The following is an 18,043-nucleotide window of genomic DNA, read 5'->3' on the forward strand; positions in this document are numbered from 1 at the left end:
GGAGATCGCCGATGGATCTGAGAGAATCGCCCGCGCAGCGGGAACTCCGGCGGGAGTTGCGCGCCTACTTCGCGGCGCTGCTGCCGGAGGAGACGCGGCGCGTCGCCGGTGAGGAAGGTGTGGGCGGCGAGCACTTCCGCGACATCGTGCGGCTGCTGGGCAAGGACGGCTGGCTGGGCGTCGGCTGGCCGGTGGAGTACGGCGGTCAGGGAAGGTCGATCGGCGACCAGTTCGTGTTCTTCGACGAGGTCCAGCGGGCCGGGTTGCCGTTCCCGTTCGTCACCGTCAACACGGTCGGGCCCACGCTGATGAAGTACGGCACCGAGGAGCAGAAGGCGCGGTTCCTGCCCGGCATCCTCGCCGGCGACATCGTGTTCGCCATCGGGTACACCGAACCGGAGGCGGGCACCGACCTCGCGTCCCTGCAGACCCGGGCCGTGCGCGACGGCGACTCGTGGGTGGTGGACGGAAACAAGATCTTCACCAGCGGCGCCAACACCGCCGACTACGTGTGGCTCGCGTGCCGCACCGACGCGGACGCCCCGAAGCACCAGGGCATCTCGATCCTCATCGTGCCGACGGACGATCCCGGTTTCAGCTGGTCGCCGATTTCCACGGTGGGAGGGCTGACGGTCACGTCGACCTACTACAGCGGAATCCGGGTCGGCGATCAGGACGTCGTGGGCGACGTCGACGGCGGGTGGCAGCTGATCACCGCCCAGCTCAATCACGAACGCATCGGGCTCGCGGCGCTCGGCGGACGCACGCTCGGCCTGTGGCAGCAGGTCCTCGACTGGGCCACGCAGAACGGTGCACTCCACATCCCGTGGGTGCAGGCGGACTTCGCGCGCACTCACGCCAAGCTCGAGGCGATGCGACTGCTGAACTGGAAGATGACCGCCGCGGTCGCGCGGGATGCGTTGTCGGGAGCCGACGCCGGTGCCACCAAGACGTACGGCACCGAAACCCACGTCGACGTCTACCGCACTCTGCTCGGGATCCTCGGCGCCGCCGGACGGCTGCGGCCCGGCTCGCCGGGCGCGATCCTGGCCGGTCAGATCGAACAGATCTCCCGGCAGAGTGTGGTCAACACGTTCGGCGGCGGCGTCAACGAGGTGCTCCGCGACATGGTCGGGACCCTCGGCCTCGGACTCGTCCGCGAGAAGAGGGCGAAATGAGCGAACTCCTCACCCGGCTGCGCGCCTTCGAGGGCCGGACGATCGTCCCGGCCACCTGGGGTCCGGACCCCGTGAACACTCCCATGATCCGGCACTGGGCCGAGGCGATGGGTGACACGAACCCCGTCTACCTGGACGACGTCGCCGCACGCGCCGTCGGCCGCGCCGGTGCCGTCGCGCCCGCCCAGATGCTGCAGGTGTGGACGATGCGCACGTACGCCGACAAGATGTCCGGCGCCGACCCGTCCACGGTGTGGACGGAACTGATCGACACGCTCGACGAGGCGGGATTCACGTCGGTCGTCGCCACGGATTCCGATCAGGAGTTCTTTGCCGAACTCCGCCCCGGCGACCGGGTGAGCATGACCGAGGTGGTCGAGTCCGTGTCGGCGGAGAAGCGGACCGGGCTCGGCGCCGGCCACTTCGTCACCACGCTCAAGACGTACCGCAACGGCGACGGCGAGATCGTCGGCACCCAGCGGTGGCGGACACTGCGCTTCCGGCCCGCCGAACACCCGGCCCCGCGGCCGCTACGCCCGCGGCCCGCCCTCAACGACGACAACGCCTTCTGGTTCGCGGCCGCCCGCGAGCACCGCCTCGTCATCCAGCGGTGCACGAATTGTGGTGTGCTGCGGCACCCGACCGGACCGATGTGCGGGGAGTGCCGCTCCACCCAATGGGACACCGTCGACGCGTCGGGGCGGGGCACCGTCTACACGTTCGTCGTCAATCACCATCCGCAGATCGACGCCTTCGACTACCCCCTGATCGTCGCGGTGATCGAACTCGAGGAGGGCACCCGGCTGATCGCCAACATGACGGGCGTCGAGCCCGGGGACGTGCACATCGGGATGCCGGTGGAACTGGACTGGATCGACGCGGACCCGGAACTGACGCTTCCGGCGTTCCGGCCCGCAGCACTGGAGGAGAACTGATGGACTTCACATTCAGCGAGGAGCAGGAGGCGGTGCGCGGACTGGCCGCCGACGTGTTCGCCGCCAGGTCGCGACCCGAGCGGATCAAGGAGATCGAGTCGACCGCCGACCGGATCGACCGGGAACTGTGGCGCGAACTCGCCACCACCGGGCTGCTCGGTATCGCCCTGCCCGAGAACCTCGGTGGCGGGGGCGCGGGCCTCGCGGAACTGTGCGTCCTGCTCGAGGAGCAGGGCAGGCACGTCGCGCCGGTTCCGGTGTGGCCGCACGTCCTCGGAGCGCTGGCCGTCAGCGAGTTCGGGACACGGCAGCAGCGGGAAACGCTTGTGCCGTCGGCTGCCGACGGCAGCCGGATTCTCACCGTCGGGCTCGAGGAGTTCGGACCGAATACCCCGGGCGAGCCGTCGACGACGGCGCGCGAGGTGGACGGCCGCTGGCAGGTGCACGGTGCCAAGGCCGCGGTCCCGGTGGCGCATGTCGCCGAACGTCTCCTCGTCACCGCGGCCACCGGCACCGGTCCGGGGCTGTTCCTGGTGGAGCGGGGAGCCGTGGGAGTGACTGCGCAGCAGGCGGAGTCGACCACCCACGAGATCTGCGCCAACGTCACGTTCGACGCGGCTCCGGCGGAGCCGCTCGGCCCGGCGGACGGCACCGCGGTGCGGTGGCTGCTCGACCGGGCGGAACTCGCGGTCGCCGCCCTGCAACTGGGCGTGGGCGAAGGCGCGGTGCGCCGGGCCGTCACGTATCTCAACGGACGCACCCAGTTCGGCCGCCCGCTCGCGACGTTCCAGGCCGTGACCCATCAGCTCGCGGACTGCTACATCGACCTCGAGGCCATGCGCGTCACACTGTGGCAGGCCGTCTGGCTCCTCGCGAACGGGGAAGATCCGGGGACCGCCGTGCTGGTGGCGAAATGGTGGGCCACCGACGGCGGCCAGCGAGTGGTGCACCGCACCCAGCACGTGCACGGCGGAATCGGCGTCGACACCGACTACCCGGTGCACCGGCACCTGCTGTGGGGCAAACAACTCGCCGCCACACTCGGCGGCGCCTCCTCGGACCTGGCCCGTCTGGGTGCACTCCTGGCGGCCGGCGTCGAGGTGGTCGCATGACCGCGACGCTCGGTGCCCCGACCTACGAGACCGTGCAGATCGGCGACCGGCTGCCGGAGTCGGTGATTCCGCTGACCCGCACCCTGATCGTCGCCACCGCCCTCGCCACCCGCGACTTCCAGGACGTCCACCACGACCCTTCGCTCGCGGTGGAGAGGGGATCGAAGGACGTGTTCATGAACATCCTCACCACCAACGGACTGGTGGGGCGGTTCGTCACCGACTGGGCGGGCCCGCACGCGTCGCTGCGCCGCATCACGGTGCGGCTCGGCGCCCCCAACTACCCCGGCGACGAGATGTCCCTGACCGGTGAGGTGGTCGCGAAGGACGACGGCCTCGTCACCGTGAAGATCCGCGGCGCCAACAGTCTCGGTGACCACACATCCGGCACCGTCGTCGTCGCCTGGACCGCGGGAGGTAACCGGTGACCAGCCCTCTGTCGGGTGCCGCCGCCATCGTCGGCATCGGCGCTACCGAATTCTCCAAGAACTCCGGGCGCAGCGAACTGCAACTGGCGTGCGAGGCCATCGTCGCCGCGCTCGCCGACGCCGGCATCGACCCGTCCGAGGTCGACGGACTGTCCACGTACACCGCCGAAACCAACGGGGAGGTCCTCGTCGCCCGCAACACGGGCATCGGGGAGCTGAAGTTCTTCTCCCGCATCGGCTACGGCGGCGGCGCCGCGTGCGCCACCGTCCAGCAGGCGGCCATGGCCGTCGCCACGGGGATCGCGGACGTCGTCGTCTGCTACCGCGCGTTCAACGAACGGTCCGGGGTGCGGTACGGACTCGGGCAGCACGACCGTCCGATGGACAGCACCGCCGACCGTGCCGCGTACGCCTGGCTGACCCCGCAGGGACTGTCGACGCCCGCCCAGTGGGTGGCGATGTTCGCCCGCCGGTACATGCATCGATACGGCGCCACGAGCGAGGACTTCGGCCGGGTCGCGGTCGTCGCCCGCAAGCACGCCGCCGTCAACCCCGCCGCCTGGTTCTCCGGGCGGCCCATCACCCTCGACGACCACCAGCAGTCGCGGTGGATCGCGGAACCACTGCACTTGCTGGACTGCTGCCAGGAAACGGACGGCGGCCAGGCCCTCGTCGTCGTCTCCGCCGAACGCGCCAAGGACCTCCGCACCACCCCGGCGATCGTCAAGGCCGCCGCGCAGGGGTCCGGCAAGGACCAGCACATGATGGCGAGCTACTACCGGCCCGACATCACCGGGATCCCCGAAATGGGCCTCGTCGGCAGGCAACTCTACGGACAGAGCGGCCTCGCGCCGGACGACATCTCGGCGGCCATCCTCTACGACCACTTCACCCCGCTCGTCCTCCCGCAACTCGAGGAGCTCGGGTTCTGCGACCCCGGCGAGGCGAAGGACTTCATCCGGGACGGCAACCTCGAGATCGGTGGCCGTCTCCCGTCCAACACCCACGGCGGGCAGATCGGCGAGGCCTATCTACACGGCGTGAACGGCATCGCCGAGGCGGTCCGCCTGATCCGCGGAACGTCGACGACACAACCGGAGGGCATCGGCAACGTGCTGGTGACCGCGGGCACCGCCGTGCCCACCAGCGGCCTGATCCTGGGCAGAGAGGACTGATCATGACGACAACCGAGCGCACGACTGCCGGAGCATGGCGAGGGGAGGACCTCGGCACGCGCACCGTGAGTTACGACGAGCGCGACGCCATCCTGTACGCGCTGTCGGTGGGTGCGCGGGCCACCGAACTGGACCTCGTCTTCGAGGAGCGCCTGCGGGTGCTGCCCACGTTCGCGCTCACCCTCGCCCAGTGGGCGCCGGACGAACTGGGGTCGCGGGGCGCCTTCGACACGAAGACGGCGCTGCACGGCTCGCAGGAACTGACGGTGCTCGCACCGCTCCCGCGGCGCGGCGAGATCGCGTTGTCGGCGTCGGTCGGGGAGGTGTGGGACAAAGGCTCGGCGGCCGTGTTCGACGTGCGCGTCGAGTCCGAGCTCTTCGTCGCCACCTGGTCGCTGTTCGCGCCCGGGGCCGGCGGGTTCGGCGGCGACCGCGGTCCCGCGAAACCGTCACGGCCCGAGGGCGAACCGGTGGTACAGACGGTTCTGCGGACCGCGGAGAATCAGGCGGCGCTGTACCGGCTGACCGGGGACCGGCACCACATCCACATCGACCCGGCGGCGGCCGAGCGGATCGGGCAGCCGCGGCCGATCATGCACGGGCTGTGCACCCTCGCCGCGAGCACGGTGGCGCTGGCGCGGGAGCTGGGCGTGCACCCGGCCGACCTCGTCCGGCTGGAGGGGCGGTTCGCGGCACCGGTGTACCCGGGCGACGCGCCGTCCCTGCGGGCGTGGGGCGACGCTGGTGATGCGTCGTTCGAACTCGTCGCCGGCGACCGCCCGGTGATCGCCGGCGCCCGCGCCGCGTTCGGCTGACCGCACACCTACCGTGTGCCGCCGAATGTCACACCGGTGCAGTTCAACTGGGCCGAGGTGACATTTGGCGGAGACGTCAGGAGTGCGTCGCGAGGTACCGTGCGGGGTATTCGCCGCCGCCGTGTACCGCGAGATCGGCGCCGTTGACGTACGACGCCTGCGCGCTCGCGAGGAACAGGCAGGCGTCCGCGATATCGGACGGCACCGCCATCCGGCCCATCGGCAGGGTCCGGGTGACGGCGGCGCCGCCGTCCTCGCCGTAGACGGCGGCGGCACTCTCCGTGCGGATGAGGCCGGTGGTGATGTGGTTGATCCGGACCTTCGGAGCCCATTCGAGCGCAAGCGCTTTCGTCAGCACGAGCAGGCCCGCCTTCGCGGCGCTGTACGCGGCGGTTCCCGGCTGCGGGTCGTGGGCGGAGACGCTGCCGATGTTCACGATGGCGCCACCGTCGGACTGCCCCTGCATCACCGCGTTGGCCGCCTGGGCAACGGTGAAGGGCGCCAGCAGATTCAGCGCGACGATCTTCTCGACGAACCGCGGCGAGACGGTCGCGGCGTCGGCGTCGGGCGACCCGCCCGCGTTGTTGACGAGGACGTCGAGGCGGCCGAATCGGGTGACGGCCTCGTCGATGAGTGCGGCGGCATCGGCGTGGTCGCGGACGTCGGTGGCGCGGAACGCGGCGGTGCGGTCACCGTGCGCGGGTAGGCGGTCGGGCTCGGATCGGCCACAGACGAGCACGTTTGCGCCCGCGGCGAGAAACGCTTCGGCGACGACGAAACCGATGCCCTTGGTTCCGCCGGTCACGACGACGGAGCGGTCACTGAAATCGAGGGGAGTGGGAGGAGTCACGGGGGAGACCTTCGGAGTGAGGAGCGCGGGAAGACCCGGGCGCTCGGCGGGGAACGGCAACTAAGAAGCACCAAGCAATTGCTTGGTTTGATAGTAAGGGAACGGGAGTGGACATGGGCAAGCTCGACGGCAAGGTTGCGTTGATCACGGGTGCGGGGCAGGGGATCGGACAGGGCATTGCCCTGGCCCTCGCGAAGGAGGGTGCGGCGATCGCCGTCGCCGGGCGCACGGAATCGAAACTGCACGGCACCTGCCGGATGCTCGAGGAATTCGGTGCCCGCAGCGAACCGGTGGTGTGCGACGTGAGCAGGCGAGAGGACATCGCGTCCGCCGTCGAGCGGACCGTGGACGCGTTCGGCGGCGTCGACATCCTGGTCAACAACGCCAACGACTGCAGACCCGGACCGATCCTGTCGGTGATCGACGAGGAGTACGAGCGGTCGTTCGCGACGGGACCGCTCGCGACGCTGCGCATGATGCAGTCGTGCCACCCGCACATGGTTTCGCGCGGCGGCGGCGTGATCGTCAACCTCGTCACGTCGGCGGCGGTGCGCTGGGACGCGAGCAACTACGGCGCCTACGGTTCGATCAAGGAGGGCATGCGTTCGCTGACCAGGTCGGCGGCCTGCGAGTGGGGCCGGGACGGTATCCGGGTGCTGTCTGTCGCCCCGCACGCGAAGAGTCCGGCGCTCGCGCGGTGGATGGACACCAACCCGGACGAGGCGGCCGAGTTCGTGGCGGGCATCCCGCTGGGCCGGGTCGGCGACCCCGAATCCGACATCGGCCGGGCTGTCGTCTTCCTCGTCGGCGAGGACGCCGGCTACCTCACCGGCGCCACCATCCCCCTGGACGGCGGGCAGTCCCGTTGGGGCTGACGGCGGGCAGTCCCGTTGGGGCTGACGGCGGGCAGTCCCGTTGGGGATGACGGCGGGCAGTCCCGCTGGGGATGACGGCGACGGTCGAGGTCCCGCCCAGCGGGAAGGCCTGCGGCCGGCGCCGCCGATCTGCACTAGTTTCGGCAGGATCGAATTACCGTACCGAGAGGGCACCGTCGCGATGACGACCGTTGAAACACCACGCAGTTCGCGATCAGTAGTGGTCACCGTGGCCGCCGTCGTGGAGGAGACGTCCGACGCCCGGTCGCTGGTGTTCGACGTCCCGGACGAGCGAAGGCACGAATTCGCGTACAAGCCGGGGCAGTTCCTCACCCTGCGGATCCCGAGCGATCGGACCGGGTCGGTTGCCCGGTGCTATTCGCTGGCCAGTTCGCCGTTCACCGACGCGCTGCCGAAGGTGACGGTCAAACGCACCGCAGGCGGGTACGGGTCGCACTGGTTGTGCGACAACGTCGGCGTCGGCGACCGCATCGAGGTTCTCCCTCCCGCCGGGGTGTTCACACCCGCCAGCCTGGACGAAGACCTGATCCTGTTCGCCGCGGGCAGCGGAATCACCCCGGTGATGTCGATCCTCAAATCGGCGCTCAGTGAAGGCGACGGGAAAGTCGTTCTCGTCTACGCCAATCGGGACGAGACGTCGGTGATCTTCGCCGACGAGTTGCGGGACCTCGCCGCCCGCCACGAGGATCGGCTGACCGTCGTGCACTGGCTCGAGAGCGTGCAGGGCCTGCCGACGCCGCGCCAGCTGGCGAACCTGTCGGACCGGTTCCGGGACCACCGGGCCTACCTCTGCGGACCGCGGCCGTTCATGGACGCGATCCACGACGCGCTCGCACTCGCCGGCGTCCCGCGAGACCGGGTGCATGCCGAGGTGTTCACGTCGCTGTCGGGCGACCCGTTCGCGGAGGTCGTCGTCGAGGAACTGCCGAATACGGGAGAGGTGTCGACGGTCGAGGTGGAACTCGACGGCGAGGCGCACAACCTCAGCTGGCCACGCACGGCGACGCTCGTCGACGTCATGCTCTCGAAGGGACTCGACGTCCCGTACTCCTGCCGCGAGGGTGAATGCGGTTCCTGCGCCTGCACAGTCGTCGAGGGTGAGGTAGACATGGACAACGCGTCGATTCTCGACCCCGAGGACATCGCGAGCGGGTACATCCTCGCCTGCCAGGCCCGCCCCGTCAGCGAGCACCTGCGGATCGAATTCTGAGCCTGTCACTTCTCCGTCTGCGCCGCCGCCGCGCGGGCGCCCAGGTCTTCGAGGCGGATCGGGTACCGCGGCGGGTGGTCGACGATCACGTCGCGGGTGACGGCGAGGTCGCGGCCGACGTGCAGTAGTTCGCCGGACCGCAGCGGCGTCCATCCGGGGTCCTCGTCCATCTGCTCACTCGCGACGACCACCGCCGGACGCTCGGAGAGATGTTCGGACCTGGCCCGGATCCGGCCGGGCGTGCTCGCGTGCTGGAGGTGCCGTCCACCGCTCGGACCGCCCGCGCGCCGTTCGAGGAAGAGCAGGTCGTGGGTGTCGGGGTAGCGCAGCGCCCACAACTCGCCGGGAGTGGTCAGCAGGATGTTGAGCGCGTAGATCGGCACGGTGTCGGCCAGCCACCGGGCGGCGGCGGTGATGCCGGCCGTGACGTCGCCGCCGTTGCGGCCGATCTCGCGGGTCACGAGGGCGAAGACCCGTTCCGAGTCGGTGTCGCCGTGCACGAGAGCGAGATCGGAGCCCAGTTCCGCCTCGAGCTTCGGCAGGTCCTCGACCACGCCGTTGTGGGCGAACACGCGACCCGCCTGGGTGAACGGATGCGTGTTCTGCGGAAGCAGTTCACCCGTGGTCGCGAAACGGATGTGCGCGACGAACGTGGCCGAGTACCGGTGCTTCGCCTCCTGCGCGAACTCCGCGTCCTCGTAGGCGGCGAGTGGCTGCTTCTCCACCACCGGCGTCCCGTCCTCCGCGAACGTGCCGAGTCCGGTGCCGTCCGGCTCGCGGTGACTCTGCTGCGCCATGCTGTCCGGGGCGTCCAGCAGCCAGAACGACGCGCGAACGCGGTGCGGGGCGGCGGACAAACCGAACAATCGGCACATGACTTCCCTCTCGGGTGGGACGGATCAGCGGTAGTCCGGGTTGGCGAAATCCGGGCGGCAACCGGCGTCCCACTCCGACCGCTGATTCCCGTACACGGGGAACCCGCCTGCCGTCTTCAACATCGCGGCGACGTGCATCAGGTTGTACGTCATGAACGTGGTGTTGCGGTTGGTGAAATCGTTCTCCGGGCCGCCGGACCCCTCGTCGAGATACGACGGTCCGGGGCCCGCTTCGCCGATCCATCCTGCGTCGGCCTGCGGTGGGATCACGTATCCGAGATGCTGGAGGCTGTAGAGGATGTTCATCGCGCAATGCTTGACTCCGTCCTCGTTGCCGGTGATCAGGCAACCACCGGCGCGCCCGTAGTACGCGTACTGGCCGTGGTCGTTGAGCAGCGACGAGCACCCGTACAGCCGCTCGATCACCTGCTTGGTGACGGAACCGTTGTCGCCGAGCCAGATCGGGCCCGCCAGCACCAGGATGTCGGCGTCCAGCACCCGCCGGAACAGTTGTGGCCATTCATCGCTCGGCCACCCGTGCTCGGTCATGTCCGGGTAGACGCCGGTCGCGATGTCGTGGTCCACCGCCCGGAACTGGTCGACGGAGACACCTTCCTTTTCCATCAGACCGACACTGCGGTCGATCAGCCCCTGGGTGTTGCTCACATCGGGTGACCGCTTGAGGGTGCAGTTGACGAACAAGGCACGCAGACCACTGAACCGTGGCCCGTCCTGCGGCGATGGATCGGTCATCAGTCCACGATATGCCGCGGCGGTTCCTCTTCGTGGCGGAAGCGGCGAGAGGTCGCGACTAACTCTCGATCGGCGTCGCCGTCTCCAGTGCGGCGGCCAGGAACTCCGCCGGAACCTCCGGCCAGTCGGGCGGCCAACGGCCCGCCAGCCGGTCCTCGAGGAGCGCCGTCAGCGCGGGCACCATGCGCGGCCCGCCGTCGATCAGATAGCGCACGAAGCCGATTCGCGCACACGTCGCGGCGATGGACGCCAGCACCGGCTTCGCGTCGTCGACCCGTCCCGCCGCGACGAGGCACGCGACGAGCAGGCGATTGGCCTGCATGGCCGCCCTCGGCCTGCGCTCCTGCTCGACCCGGCGCACCCACTCCTGCGCGCGGCGACACGCGACGTCGGGCTCGACCGCCGCCTGCTTCCGGATCTCGGTGGCGTCGTCGAGCTGCGCGATGATCTCGGCAAAACCGAAATCGGGTTCCCGGGTGGGTTTCCCGGCAGTGGGTGGCGGTTGCGGCGACGCGGGCAGGCCGAGCCGGACCCGCTCGTTCTCGACCCGGGCCCGCAGCCGGGGGAGTCCCAGGGACGCCGCCGCCGACGCCCCCTCGTCGAGGTGCCGGGCGGCGGACACGACGTCGCCGCGTGCCGCCTTCAGCCGGGCGCCCGTGACGAACCGGGCGATCATGAAATCGACTATGCCCGCCTCCGGTCCGAGTTCGTAGCTCTCGTCGAGAAGTCGTTCGGCTTCGTCGAGACGGCCCAGCTCGTACATCAGCTCGCCGAGGAGCGCCCCCGCGAGACGTGCGGCGTGCGAGTGCGAACCGATCGATTTCGTCGCGGTCTGCACGGCCAGCCGGAAGTTGTCCTCGGCGGCGGTGATGTCGAGTTGCTCCAGCGCGGCGATACCGGCGAAACAGTAGCCGTACATCTTGCTGAACGGTCCGATGGTCCGCTGGTGGTAGCCGGTGGCCCACTCCTGCAGGCGGCGCGCCTCCACGAAATCGAACTGAGCGATCGCGACCGCGGACGCGAGGTTGGACCCCGCCGAGACCACCCACGCGCGTAGCGTTTCCGGCCGGGCCAGGCATTCCGCGATGAGGTCGGGTACGCCGGCGATGCGGTCGGACGACACCGCGATCACGGCGCGAACGATGTCGCCCTCGACCCGGATGTCCGCCTGCTCGGATTCGCTCAGCGCCGAGGACTCGAGGCTCGACGCGACGAGCGACAGCGCCCCCAGCGCCGGCGCCACCCGCTGCAACAGGATGTTCGCCCACGCCACCGCGATCTGGATGCGGGGACTGGACTCGACCAGCGACTGCGGCAGCTTGTCGACGAGGCCGAGCAGCGCGACCATCCGCGAATGCTCCACGAGGTACATGCCCTGTTCCTCGACCACCGCGACGGCCACGTCGCGGTCGCCCGCCGCCAGCGCGTGATCCACTGCGTCGCTGACGTAGTGGTGATCGGCGAACCAGTGCGCGGCCGCACGGTGCAGATCCGGGACGCGCGACGGGTGATCGCGCTCCAGCCGTCGACGGAGGTATTCGGCGAACAGGTGGTGGTATTCGAACCACTCCCGGTCCTCGTCGAGGCTGCGCAGGAACAGGTCGCGCGATTCGACCTGCTCGAGCAGGGCCTGACCACGGGTGACGTTCGCCAGCACGCACGCGAGTTCGCCGCACACCCGCTCGGTGATCGACGTGTCCAGCATGAAGTCGAGCAGCGCAGGCTCGAGAGTGCTGAGCACGTTCTCCGCCAGGTACTCGCCGATCGCGTGGTGGCGGCCCGACATGTGCCGGATGAGGTCGCCGGGATCTTCGCGATCGCGCAGCGAGAGCGAAGCCAGTTGCAGCGCCGCCACCCACCCGTCCGTGGTCTCCTCCAACGCCTCCACGTCGGAGTCGTCGAGGTGCAGTCCGCCGAGGTCGACCAGGAACCGCTGCGACTCCGTCAGGTCGAAACGCAAAGCCACGGAGTCGATTTCGACGAGTTCGTCGCGTACCCGCATCTTGGCCAGCGGAAGCCCCGCCTGGCTTCGACTGCTCACCACCATCTGCAGATGGTGGCAGCCGTTCTCCAGGATGAAGTCCATCGCCGCGATCGTGTCCGATGAGGTGACACGGTGCCAGTCGTCGATCATCACCACCACGTGGCGCCTGCTGTCGTGGACCTGATTCACCAGCGACGTCAGTACGTACCGCTCCGCGTCGGCGCCGTTCTCGTCGAGCGCCTGCCCCAGCTCGTCGGCCAGCATCGGCTCGGCCCGGCGAATCGCCTCGACGAGGTGGGACAGGAACCACACGACGTTGTTGTCGTCGTTGTCCACCGTCAGCCAGGCGACGGCGGCGCCGTCCTCGATGAGGACGTCGCGCCACTGGGCCGCCACGGTGCTCTTCCCGAACCCGGCGGGTGCGTGGATGAGCGTCAGCCGCCTCCGCTGACCCAGCCGGAGCAGATCCAGGAGGCGGGTGCGCGCCACCAGGGAACGCATCGGGGTCGGCGGCCGGAAGCGGGCGGCGGCACTCGGCGGGGTGGCGCCGGATCGGCGCCGGTAACTGCGACTGCGCCCGGACGACGTGGACTCCGTGGTCGGCGTCGAACTGTGCTCGGTGCGCGGAAACTCGTCCGCCGCGGCAGGAAGCGCCATCTCGTCGACGTCGAGACCGTGCCTGCGCTCGATGTCGCGCAGCTCCTGGCCGAACGCCGCCGCCGATTCCGGGCGGTCGGTCGGTTCCTCGGACATCGCCCGCTCGATGACCGTGCACACGTCGTCGGGAATGTCCTCGCCGCGCAGGTCCGGAACGGGCTGCGTCGCGATGCGGAGGAACTGCGCGACGAGCCGCTCCCCGCTACGCCGCTCGAACGCGGCATGCCCGGTGAGCAGACAGAACAGGGCGGCGCCCAGGCTGTACACGTCGGAGGACGCGGACGGCGGGTCGCCGCGCAGGACCTCCGGGGCCGTGAACGCCGGCGAACCGGTGATCATGCTCGACGTGGTCTCGAAGCCCCCCGAGACGCGCGCGATGCCGAAATCCGTGAGCTGCGGCTCGCCGTATCCGGTGAGCAGGATGTTCGCGGGCTTCACGTCACGGTGGAGGGTGCCGAGGCGATGCGCCGTCTCCAGGGCGCCCGCCAGCTTCACGCCGATGCGCAGCGTTTCACTCCACGGCAGCGGCCCTTCACGGCGAATCCAGGCGTCCAGCGAGTTGCGCTGGTGATACGGCATCACGATGTACGGCCTGCCACTGCGCGTCACCCCGGACTGCAGGATGTCGACCACGTGCGGATGTCCCGACAATTTTCCCATCGCACGCTGCTCGCGCAGGAAACGTTCCCGGTCCTCGCCGTCCAGATCGGAGGACAGCACCTTGATCGCGACGGTGCGGTCGAGGGCCGTCTGGAGGCAGCGGTACACGACCCCGAACCCTCCCCGGCCGATCTCGCGGGCGTCGTCGAATCCTTCCGAAGACAGCTCCGCGACGATGTCGGTCACGACGATCCGCTTGGTAGCCTGCGGATCCGAGTCGGTCGGCCCGGAACTGCTTTCCGGGTGTCGTGGCACACTCAATGAAATCACCTTCTCGGTGCACTGACGCCAGCATATCGCGGTCGTGCGACACGGAGAGCGGTGTTCGAGAACGAGTAGACCCGAGGAGAATTCGACGGTGACGGATACCGGCATTGCGACGGCGGACACGACTCCGGCCGAGCGCACCCTGGCCCAGCTCCTCGACGCGCGAATCAGTTGCCGGGCATACCTGCCGGAGCAGGTGCCGCACGACGTGATCGAGAGGATCCTCGAGCTCGCCCAGCAGACGCCGTCGTGGTGCAACACGCAGCCGTGGCAGGTCGCGATCACCGAGGGGGAGGGCACCGAACGGTTCCGCGCCGGGCTGGCGGAGTACGTCCGCACCCACCCGCAGGAGTCCGACTTCGACTGGCCCCGCGAATACGTGGGCGAGCACAAACTGCGTCGCCGCGAGTGCGCGATGCAGCTGTACGCCAGCGTCGGGATCGCCCCCGGCGACCGGGCCGCGTCCGCCGAGCAGACGATGAAGAACTTCGACCTGTTCGGGGCGCCGCACGTCGCGATCGTCACCACCCACGAAGCGCTCGGCACGTACGGCGCCGTGGACTGCGGCCTGTACGTCGAGACGTTCCTGCTCGCCGCGCAGAGCCTCGGAGTGGCGACCATTCCGCAGGCCGCCGTCGCGGGAAGCTCGCGGTTCATCCACGAGTTCTTCGGTCTCGACGAGGACCGCAGGGTGGTCTGCGCGATCTCGTTCGGATACCCCGACACCGAGAACCCCGTCAACGGATTCCGCACCCACCGGGAACCCGTCGCCCACGTCGCGCAGTGGGTGTCCCGGTAACGTGCTCGACTCCGAAGTGTTCGACCGGGACGACCTGTTCTCCCGGCTGCGTCGCCGTCCCGACGTCGAGGCCCCCAATCTGACCGCCGTCGACGCCGCCGACCGGCTGATCCTCGACGAGGCCGCGGCCGCCCTGCCGACGGCGCCTCCCGGGACGCTCACCGTGATCGGCGACCATTACGGCGCGCTCACCCTCGGTGCCGCGGCGGCGCACGGTGCCACCGGAATCCGCGTGCACCAGGATCCGCTGACCGGCGAACTGGCCCTGGCCGCCAACGCCGCGACCGTCGGGCTCGCCGACCGCTACCGGTCTTGCGCGCTCGGGGAGGAACTGCTCGCGGGCGCGACGGTCGTGCTGATGCAACTGCCGCGGAGCCTCGGCGAACTCACCGAGGTCGCCGAGTCGATCGCGCGTCACGCCGACCCGTCCGTCGTCGTCTACGCCGGCGGACGCAACAAGCACATCTCCACCGCCATGAACGACGTCCTCGGGCGGTCGTTCTCCGAAGTCCGCGCGACCCTCGGCAGGCAGAAGTCGCGGGTGTTGATCGCGCGCGGACCGCGGGAAGCGGCGCAGCAGACGTACCCCGTCACCGATCACCTCGCCGAGATCGGGCTGGACGTCGTCTCCTACGGGGCCGCATTCGCCGGTCCCAAACTGGACATCGGGACCAGATATCTCCTCGACTTCCTGCCCCGGGTGAACCCCCGGGCCCGCGCCGCGGTGGACCTCGGCTGCGGAACGGGCATTCTCGCCGTCAGCCTGGCCCGGCTCCTCCCGGAGGTGTCGGTGATCGCGACGGACCAGTCGTCGGCGGCGGTGGCGTCGGCCGCCGCCACCGCCCGCGCCAACGGGCTCGACGGGCGGATCTCCACCCTGCGCGACGACGCCATGTCCAGTCTCGCGACCGACAGTCAGGACGTCGTCCTGTGCAACCCGCCGTTCCACGTCGGGGCAGCCGTCCACACCGGTGGGGCGTCGAAGATGTTCGCCGAAGCAGGCCGCGTGCTCCGGCCCGGCGGCGAGTTGTGGACCGTGTACAACTCCCACCTCGGATACCGGGGCCGGCTGCAGCGGCTCGTCGGCAGGACCGACGTGGTCGGGCGAAACCCCAAGTTCACCGTCACCCGGTCGGTGGCCTGACCGCCACGCCGACCGGCCTCGTCTGGCGAGTGTCCCGGCGGCACCGGTAGAGTCCGAATTGTCCGACCCGGAAGCGACGAACGGGAACTTGCGGCGGGTGCCGGACGTTCAACGTACAAGACATCCGGATCCACCCGGCGAGCCACGAGAAGGGATGTGCACGGTGCGCACCACCAGTAACCCGGTGTTCCGCAACCTGCCCAAACAAGAGGGCAGCGGCGGATACGCCTCGTTCGGATCTACGACGGCCGGTGCCGCGCAGGTCACACAGCAGTTCGGTCAGCCGCAGTACACGCAGGCCGAGCCCTACCGGACGGGTCCCGACCACCGTTCGATGACCATCGACGACGTCGTCACCAAGACCGGCGTCACGCTCGGCGTGCTCACGGTGTCGGCGATCATCTCCTACTTCCTGGTGAGCAACAACGCGAACCTCGCGGCCCCGCTCGTCATCGGTGGCGGCCTCGTCGGTCTCGTGCTGGTGCTCGTGGCCACGTTCGGCCGCAAGATGGACAACCCGGGCATCGTCCTCGCCTACGCGGTCGCGGAGGGCCTGTTCCTCGGCGCGCTGTCGTTCATGTTCACCGACGTCACCTTCGGCGGAGTCGGCGGTGCGGCGCTCATCGGTCAGGCCGTGCTCGGCACGTTCGGCGTGTTCTTCGGCATGCTCGTCGTCTACAAGACGGGCGCCATCCGGGTCACCCCCCGCCTGACGCGGATGATCATCGGCGCCCTTATCGGTGTCGTCGTCCTCGCCCTCGGCAACGTGATCGCCAGCTTCTTCACCCCCGGCGGCCTCGGCCTCCGCGACGGTGGCACGTTCGCGATCATCTTCAGCCTCGTCTGCATCGGCATCGCCGCGTTCAGCTTCCTGCTGGACTTCGACGCCGCCGACCAGCTGATCCGCGCCCAGGCGCCGGAGAAGGCAGCATGGGGCGTCGCATTCGGTCTCACCGTCACCCTGGTGTGGCTGTACGTCGAGATCCTGCGACTGCTGAGCTACTTCAACAGCGACTAGGCGCTTCGCGCCCGTGCGCCTTTCTGGTTGCTGCAGCTACCAGAAAGGCGCACGAGCCCGGAGGCCTAGCTCAGGCGCTCGAGGACCATCGCCATGCCCTGTCCGCCGCCGACGCACATGGTCTCGACGCCGAACGTCTTGTCCTGCTCACGCAGGTTGTTGAGCAGGGTGTTGGTGATGCGGGCGCCGGTCATGCCGAACGGGTGGCCGAGGGCGATGGCGCCGCCGGAGATGTTCAGCTTGTCCTCGTCGATCTTCAGTTCGCGGGCCGAGCCGAGCACCTGGACCGCGAACGCCTCGTTGATCTCGAACAGGTCGATGTCGGAGATGGACTTGCCCGCGAGGGCGAGTGCCTTCTTGACGGCCTCGATCGGGCCGAGGCCCATGATCTCGGGCGACAGTCCGGACACCCCGGTGGACACGATCCGGGCGAGCGGGGTCAGCCCGAGCGCCTTGGCCTTCGTGTCGGACATGATGACCAGCGCGGCGGCGCCGTCGTTGAGGGGGCACGCGTTGCCGGCGGTGACGGTGCCGTCGGGCCGGAACACCGGCTTCAGCTGGCTGATGCCCTCGTACGTGGTGCCGGCGCGCGGGCCGTCGTCGGTGCTGACGACGGTGCCGTCGGGGAGGGTGACCGGGGTGATCTCCCGCTCGAAGAAGCCGTTCTTGATCGCTTCCTCCGCCCGGTTCTGTGAGCGGACGCCCCAGTGGTCCTGCTCCTCGCGGGTGATCCCGGTGGCCGAGGCAACGTTCTCGGCGGTCTGGCCCATGGCGATGTAGACGTCGGGGATCTGGTCGTTCTCGCGGGGGTCGGTCCACGCGACTCCACCCTCGGCGAGCTTCGAAGTGCGCGCCTCGGCGTCGGCGAACCGCTCGTTCTTGGTGTTCGGCAGGCCGTCGGCGTTGCCGGTGACGAAGCTCGACACCGACTCGACACCGGCGGAAATGAAGACGTCGCCCTCGCCGGCCCGGATCGCGTGCAGCGCCATGCGGGTGGTCTGCAGCGACGACGAACAATAGCGGTTGACGGTGACGCCGGGCAGGAAGTCGTAACCCAGTTCCACCGCGACGACGCGGGCGATGTTGAAGCCCGACTGTCCGGCGGGCTGGCCGCACCCGAGAAGCAGGTCGTCGATCTCGGTGGGGTCGAGTTCCGGAACCTTCGCCAGCGCCGCGGCCACCATCTGCGTCGTCAGATCATCCGGGCGGATGGTCTTGAGCGAGCCCTTCATGGCTCGGCCGATCGGTGAGCGTACTGCGGAGACGATGACTGCCTCGGGCATGAAA

Annotated in this window: 16 protein-coding genes; 11 read left to right on the forward strand and 5 right to left on the reverse strand. The window is 69.5% G+C overall.

From position 1 onward, the window contains the following. The first annotated feature begins 11 nt into the window (after nucleotides 1-11). The 6 genes from ROP_RS29230 to ROP_RS29255 are packed head-to-tail and all read left to right on the forward strand — an operon-like array spanning nucleotide 12 to nucleotide 5,643. Nucleotides 12-1,178 carry an acyl-CoA dehydrogenase family protein gene (locus tag ROP_RS29230; RefSeq protein WP_015889628.1) on the forward strand — a complete coding sequence of 389 codons (1,167 nt, stop codon included), beginning with the start codon at nucleotides 12-14 and terminating at the stop codon, nucleotides 1,176-1,178. Then, nucleotides 1,175-2,113 (forward strand): bifunctional MaoC family dehydratase N-terminal/OB-fold nucleic acid binding domain-containing protein, encoded by a 939-nt coding sequence (locus tag ROP_RS29235; protein ID WP_015889629.1) that lies wholly within the window; start codon nucleotides 1,175-1,177, stop codon nucleotides 2,111-2,113. The genes ROP_RS29230 and ROP_RS29235 overlap by 4 nt, the downstream gene beginning before the upstream one ends. Beyond that, nucleotides 2,113-3,225 carry an acyl-CoA dehydrogenase family protein gene (locus tag ROP_RS29240; RefSeq protein ID WP_015889630.1) on the forward strand — a complete coding sequence of 371 codons (1,113 nt, stop codon included), beginning with the start codon at nucleotides 2,113-2,115 and terminating at the stop codon, nucleotides 3,223-3,225. Before ROP_RS29235 ends, ROP_RS29240 begins: the two co-directional genes overlap by 1 nt. Beyond that, nucleotides 3,222-3,653, forward strand: coding sequence for a MaoC family dehydratase (locus tag ROP_RS29245; protein ID WP_015889631.1), 432 nt, complete (start codon nucleotides 3,222-3,224; stop codon nucleotides 3,651-3,653). Before ROP_RS29240 ends, ROP_RS29245 begins: the two co-directional genes overlap by 4 nt. Then, entirely contained in the window at nucleotides 3,650-4,828 is a 1,179-nt protein-coding gene (locus ROP_RS29250) for a lipid-transfer protein (protein ID WP_015889632.1), read from the forward strand. The genes ROP_RS29245 and ROP_RS29250 overlap by 4 nt, the downstream gene beginning before the upstream one ends. Nucleotides 4,829-4,830: 2 nt before the next feature. Then, nucleotides 4,831-5,643 carry a MaoC/PaaZ C-terminal domain-containing protein gene (locus ROP_RS29255; protein ID WP_015889633.1) on the forward strand — a complete coding sequence of 271 codons (813 nt, stop codon included), beginning with the start codon at nucleotides 4,831-4,833 and terminating at the stop codon, nucleotides 5,641-5,643. 76 nt (nucleotides 5,644-5,719) lie between these two features. Here ROP_RS29255 and ROP_RS29260 read toward each other — a convergent pair whose 3' ends face one another. After that, the gene (locus ROP_RS29260; RefSeq protein WP_015889634.1) at nucleotides 5,720-6,493 is read right to left on the reverse strand and encodes an SDR family oxidoreductase; all 774 of its coding nucleotides are present in this window, start codon (nucleotides 6,491-6,493) and stop codon (nucleotides 5,720-5,722) included. A gap of 113 nt (nucleotides 6,494-6,606) precedes the next feature. On the opposite strand from ROP_RS29260, the gene ROP_RS29265 reads away from it, so the two are divergent. Together ROP_RS29265 and ROP_RS29270 are read left to right on the forward strand one after the other, a co-directional pair. Beyond that, nucleotides 6,607-7,368 carry an SDR family NAD(P)-dependent oxidoreductase gene (locus ROP_RS29265; RefSeq protein ID WP_015889635.1) on the forward strand — a complete coding sequence of 254 codons (762 nt, stop codon included), beginning with the start codon at nucleotides 6,607-6,609 and terminating at the stop codon, nucleotides 7,366-7,368. A 181-nt stretch (nucleotides 7,369-7,549) separates the two neighbouring features. Next, nucleotides 7,550-8,599, forward strand: coding sequence for a ferredoxin--NADP reductase (locus ROP_RS29270; RefSeq protein WP_015889636.1), 1,050 nt, complete (start codon nucleotides 7,550-7,552; stop codon nucleotides 8,597-8,599). A 5-nt stretch (nucleotides 8,600-8,604) separates the two neighbouring features. On the opposite strand, the gene ROP_RS29275 is transcribed toward ROP_RS29270, so the two are convergent. From ROP_RS29275 to ROP_RS29285, 3 genes are read right to left on the reverse strand one after another with little or no spacing between them, the layout of a single operon-like run. Beyond that, nucleotides 8,605-9,474 (reverse strand): class II glutamine amidotransferase, encoded by an 870-nt coding sequence (locus ROP_RS29275; RefSeq protein WP_015889637.1) that lies wholly within the window; start codon nucleotides 9,472-9,474, stop codon nucleotides 8,605-8,607. A 24-nt stretch (nucleotides 9,475-9,498) separates the two neighbouring features. Then, nucleotides 9,499-10,227, reverse strand: a complete 729-nt coding sequence (locus tag ROP_RS29280; protein WP_015889638.1) for a flavodoxin family protein — start codon at nucleotides 10,225-10,227, stop codon at nucleotides 9,499-9,501. Between the two features lie 58 nt (nucleotides 10,228-10,285). Further along, entirely contained in the window at nucleotides 10,286-13,783 is a 3,498-nt protein-coding gene (locus ROP_RS29285; protein WP_015889639.1) for a serine/threonine-protein kinase, read from the reverse strand. 103 nt (nucleotides 13,784-13,886) lie between these two features. Between ROP_RS29285 and ROP_RS29290 the strand changes: the two genes are divergently transcribed. The 3 genes from ROP_RS29290 to ROP_RS29300 all read left to right on the forward strand — a co-directional run bounded on the left by ROP_RS29290 (nucleotide 13,887) and on the right by ROP_RS29300 (nucleotide 16,756). Then, complete coding sequence (locus ROP_RS29290; RefSeq protein WP_015889640.1) at nucleotides 13,887-14,594, forward strand: nitroreductase; 708 nt, start codon at nucleotides 13,887-13,889, stop codon at nucleotides 14,592-14,594. A gap of 1 nt (nucleotide 14,595) precedes the next feature. Further along, on the forward strand, nucleotides 14,596-15,738 hold the full coding sequence (locus ROP_RS29295; protein WP_015889641.1) for a class I SAM-dependent methyltransferase: 1,143 nt from the start codon (nucleotides 14,596-14,598) through the stop codon (nucleotides 15,736-15,738). Nucleotides 15,739-15,901: 163 nt separating this feature from the next. Then, the gene (locus tag ROP_RS29300; protein ID WP_193384873.1) at nucleotides 15,902-16,756 is read left to right on the forward strand and encodes a Bax inhibitor-1/YccA family protein; all 855 of its coding nucleotides are present in this window, start codon (nucleotides 15,902-15,904) and stop codon (nucleotides 16,754-16,756) included. A gap of 65 nt (nucleotides 16,757-16,821) precedes the next feature. On the opposite strand, the gene ROP_RS29305 is transcribed toward ROP_RS29300, so the two are convergent. Continuing rightward, nucleotides 16,822-18,039 carry an acetyl-CoA C-acetyltransferase gene (locus ROP_RS29305; RefSeq protein WP_015889643.1) on the reverse strand — a complete coding sequence of 406 codons (1,218 nt, stop codon included), beginning with the start codon at nucleotides 18,037-18,039 and terminating at the stop codon, nucleotides 16,822-16,824. Between the last annotated feature and the right edge of the window lie 4 nt (nucleotides 18,040-18,043).

This window comes from Rhodococcus opacus B4 (assembly GCF_000010805.1).
In the GTDB taxonomy this organism is placed as follows: Bacteria; Actinomycetota; Actinomycetes; order Mycobacteriales; family Mycobacteriaceae; genus Rhodococcus_F; species Rhodococcus_F opacus_C.